The following is a 3,250-nucleotide window of genomic DNA, read 5'->3' on the forward strand; positions in this document are numbered from 1 at the left end:
GGATACATCGACCTGGCCCCGGTGCGCGACCCGCAGTCGAAGATCGTCGATTTCTCGACGACCCAGGTCAGTCCCGCGGCGGCGAAGCTGCTCGGCATCGACGACGAGCGGCGCGGACCTCGGCTGCTTGCTGCCATCGCCTGCGCGGAAAGCCGGCGCCATGTCGTGGAGGCCTGCCGGCGCGTGGCCAGCGACGGCGGGGATGTCGCGGTGATCGCCGGCAGCAGCGACGGCCAGCTCGACTCCATCGTCATCCACAAGGTCTTCGGTTCGACGACGAGCGTCTCGGTGGGGCTGACCTGCCCGACCGCGATGGCGAGGTTGCGGTCGGCGGAACACGCGCTGCACGCGCTGGACCCCCTGGCCGGCCCTCCTTCCGACGAGAGCACAGTCCGCGTGATGGTTGTCGACGACAACGTCGATGCGGCCACCTCCTTGTGCGAACTGCTCGAGCTGTACGGGGCCGAGACGGCAGCGGCCTTCAGCGGACCGGAGTGCCTGGCGGTCGCGGCTCGCTTCGACCCGAGCCTCGTCTTCATCGACTTCGACATGCCGGGCATGGATGGTTGTGAGGCCTTGCAGCAACTGCTGTTGCAGGAGTCGGGATCGCCGCGGAGGTTCATCTGCCTCACCGGTCGCAGCGAGCCCGAGGATCGGCGCAGGTGCCGCGAGGCCGGCTTCAGCGAGATGGTCACCAAGCCGATGTCGTTCGACCACCTGAAGGCAGTCGGCGCCATCACCGCGGAATGACGGGCGGAAGATGCACGTTTTCCTGTCCAACCATCGCGAGGAGCTGATCACCCGGTGCAAGACCAAGGTCGCCCAGCGCCCGCACCGAAGCGCCACGGCACATCAGCTCGCCAACGGCATACCGATGTTCCTCGAGCAGCTGACAAGGACGCTGCGCGTCGAGGAAGAGGGCCACCGCGATGAAGGAGCTCGCATTTCAGGCCCGGCGGGGGGCGACGCGACCTCCTTGTCCCAGATCGGGGTCAGCGCCACCGCGCACGGGAAGCAGCTCATGGAGCTCGGCTACAGCGTGGATCAGGTGGTCCACGACTACGGCGACCTTTGCCAGGCGATCACCGACCTCGCCGTCGAACGCGACGCGCCGTTCTCCCCCGACGAATTCCGCACGCTGAACCGGTGCCTGGACAATGCGATCGCCGATGCCGTCACGGAATTCAGCCTCCAACGCGAAGTGGAGCTGGCGACCAGGGAGTCTGTCGACGCGAACGAGCGCATCGGTGCCCTGGTCCACGAACTGAGGAACCTTCTTCAGACCGTGCAGATGTCGTTCAGGGCCCTGGAGTCGGGCAAGGTTCCGGTCGGCGGCACGACGGGGGGCCTGTTGAAGCGCAGCCTCGACTCGATGGCGAGCTTGCTGGAGCGTGCCGTGGCCGAGGTCCGCGTCAAGGCCGGCGTGCCGGCCCGCACCGAGGCGATGTCGCTCGCGTCGCTGGTGGCGGACGCCCGGGACAGCGTGGCGTCCGATGCCGCGGTCAGGGGGTGCACGCTGGTGGTGCCGGTCGTCGACCCGCTGATCTCCGTTGTCGGCAACCGGCCGCTTCTCGTCGCAGCGCTGGTCAATGTCCTCCAGAACGCGTTCAAGTTCACCCGGCCGCAGACCTCCGTGACGCTGCGCGCCGGCGCCGACGGCGACCGTGTGAAGGTCGACGTGGAGGACCACTGCGGCGGCTTGGCGCCCGGACTCGCCGAGACCATGTTCAGGCCGTTCACTCAAGGCAGCGCCGACCGGAGCGGGCTCGGCCTGGGCCTCTCGATCGCGCGGCGCAGCGTCGAGGCGGACGGGGGGACCCTCACCGTGCGCGATGTGCCCTGTTCCGGGTGCGTCATGACGATCGATCTCCCGCGCTCCACCGCGCCACGGCGGCTCCCGTCGAAAGAAGACTAAGCTCGGCTCATGAAAAAAGATCTCTTCTACTCGCCGCTCCTGCCCTTCACCGCCGAAGAGGAGGAAGCCCTCGTCGTCAAGCTCGACGCCATGGGCCTGCCGGGCCTCACCCAGTACGTGGAATCGGCCCGCCTGGCGCTGGGCAACAAGGCCCTCGATCCGACCTGGCGGCCGCGCGTGGAGCTGGGCCTGCTGCGCGCCGAGGCGGCGCTGAGCCGGGAGACGATCCGTGCCGCCGAAGCGGCCGAGGCGCCGGTCGTCGAAAAGCCTGCCCCTGCGGCCAAGCCGAAGGGCAGGGCGAAGGCGAAGGCCGTCGAGTCCGAGTGACGCGGGCCGGCGGCCGGGCTTGAGGCCGGGCCCCCGGGGCTCGGGCCGGCGCGGCTCCAGGAGTGCGAGCCGCTACCTCGCCTCGGCCTGGGCCGCGCCCACCTCCGCCCGCACCTGTTCGGTCAGCTCCGCCTTCAGCTCGCTGAAGGCCGGCGTCGTCTTCACCGAATAGTGCCGCGGGTGCACGATCGGCACCGTGCGGTCGAGCTTGATCCGCCCCGGCCGGGCGCTCATCACGACCACGCGCGTGCCCATGAACACGGCCTCGTCGATGTCGTGCGTCACGAACAGCACCGTCTTGCGTTCGGCCTCCCAGATGCCGAGCAGGAGCTCCTGCATCAGCTCGCGCGTCTGGTGGTCGAGCGCGCCGAAGGGCTCGTCCATGAGCAGGATGCGCGGCCCGTTGGCCAGCGCCCGGGCGATCGCCGTGCGCTGCTGCATGCCGCCGGAGAGCTGCTTCGGGAAGTGGCGCTCGAAGCCGGCCAGGCCGACCTGGGCGATGAAGCCGTTGGCGACGGCGAGCTGCTCGAGGCGCGGCAGGCCGCGCTCGCGCAGGCCGAAGCAGACGTTGTCGAGCACTGTCAGCCACGGGAACAGCGTGTAGCTCTGGAACACCATGCCGCGGTCGGCGTCGGGGCCCTCGATGCGCCGGCCGTCGAGGAGCACCTTGCCGGCGGTCGGCTGGTCGAGCCCGGCGACGATGCGCAGCAGCGTGCTCTTGCCGCAGCCGGACGGGCCGAGGATGGTGACGAAGTCGTTCTCGGCGACGCGGAGGTCGGTCGCCTGCAGCGCCTGCGTCTCGCCGTGGCTGGAGCGGAAAGCCCTGCTCACGCCCGAGACGCTCAGCACCTCGGCGGGTTGGCGGCTGCTGTCCGTGGCGCTCATCTCCCGAGCTGCGCCCACGGATAGAGGCGCCGGTTCACCCACTTGAAAAGCATGTCGCTCGCCAGCCCGATCAGGCCGATGACGATGATGCCGAAGATGATCTGGTCGGTGGCGAGCAGGGCC

The 3,250-nt window shown here is 69.5% G+C and carries 4 protein-coding genes and 1 pseudogene; 3 read left to right on the forward strand and 2 right to left on the reverse strand.

Features of this window, described 5'->3' with window-relative positions:
* The 3 genes from AC30N0_RS15205 to AC30N0_RS15215 all read left to right on the forward strand — a co-directional run.
* Positions 1–750, forward strand: a 750-nt coding sequence (locus AC30N0_RS15205; RefSeq protein ID WP_489518746.1) for a response regulator, incomplete at its 5' end; no start/stop codon positions are given.
* A 10-nt stretch (positions 751–760) separates the two neighbouring features.
* Entirely contained in the window at positions 761–1,915 is a 1,155-nt protein-coding gene (locus AC30N0_RS15210) for a sensor histidine kinase (protein ID WP_489518747.1), read from the forward strand.
* Between the two features lie 9 nt (positions 1,916–1,924).
* Positions 1,925–2,242 carry a hypothetical protein gene (locus AC30N0_RS15215; protein WP_489518748.1) on the forward strand — a complete coding sequence of 106 codons (318 nt, stop codon included), beginning with the start codon at positions 1,925–1,927 and terminating at the stop codon, positions 2,240–2,242.
* Positions 2,243–2,314: 72 nt separating this feature from the next.
* Here the strand turns inward: AC30N0_RS15215 and AC30N0_RS15220 are convergent, their stop codons facing one another.
* Both AC30N0_RS15220 and AC30N0_RS15225 read right to left on the reverse strand, forming a co-directional pair.
* A complete protein-coding gene (locus AC30N0_RS15220; RefSeq protein ID WP_489518749.1) occupies positions 2,315–3,127 on the reverse strand; it encodes an ABC transporter ATP-binding protein in 813 nt (270 codons plus the stop codon).
* A pseudogene (locus AC30N0_RS15225) lies at positions 3,124–3,250 on the reverse strand (ABC transporter permease); the annotation flags it as partial. The pseudogene AC30N0_RS15225 and the gene AC30N0_RS15220, both read right to left, overlap by 4 nt.

Source organism: Rhizobacter sp., assembly GCF_031412495.1.
Lineage (GTDB): Bacteria > Pseudomonadota > Gammaproteobacteria > Burkholderiales > Burkholderiaceae_C > Schlegelella_A.

Bases quoted from the DNA above. Each gene is read 5' to 3' on its own strand.
- AC30N0_RS15210 (WP_489518747.1), top strand. From the start codon at position 761: ATGCACGTTTTCCTGTCCAACCATCGCGAGGAGCTGATCACCCGGTGC.
- AC30N0_RS15215 (WP_489518748.1), top strand. From the start codon at position 1,925: ATGAAAAAAGATCTCTTCTACTCGCCGCTCCTGCCCTTCACCGCCGAA.
- AC30N0_RS15220 (WP_489518749.1), bottom strand. From the start codon at position 3,127: ATGAGCGCCACGGACAGCAGCCGCCAACCCGCCGAGGTGCTGAGCGTC.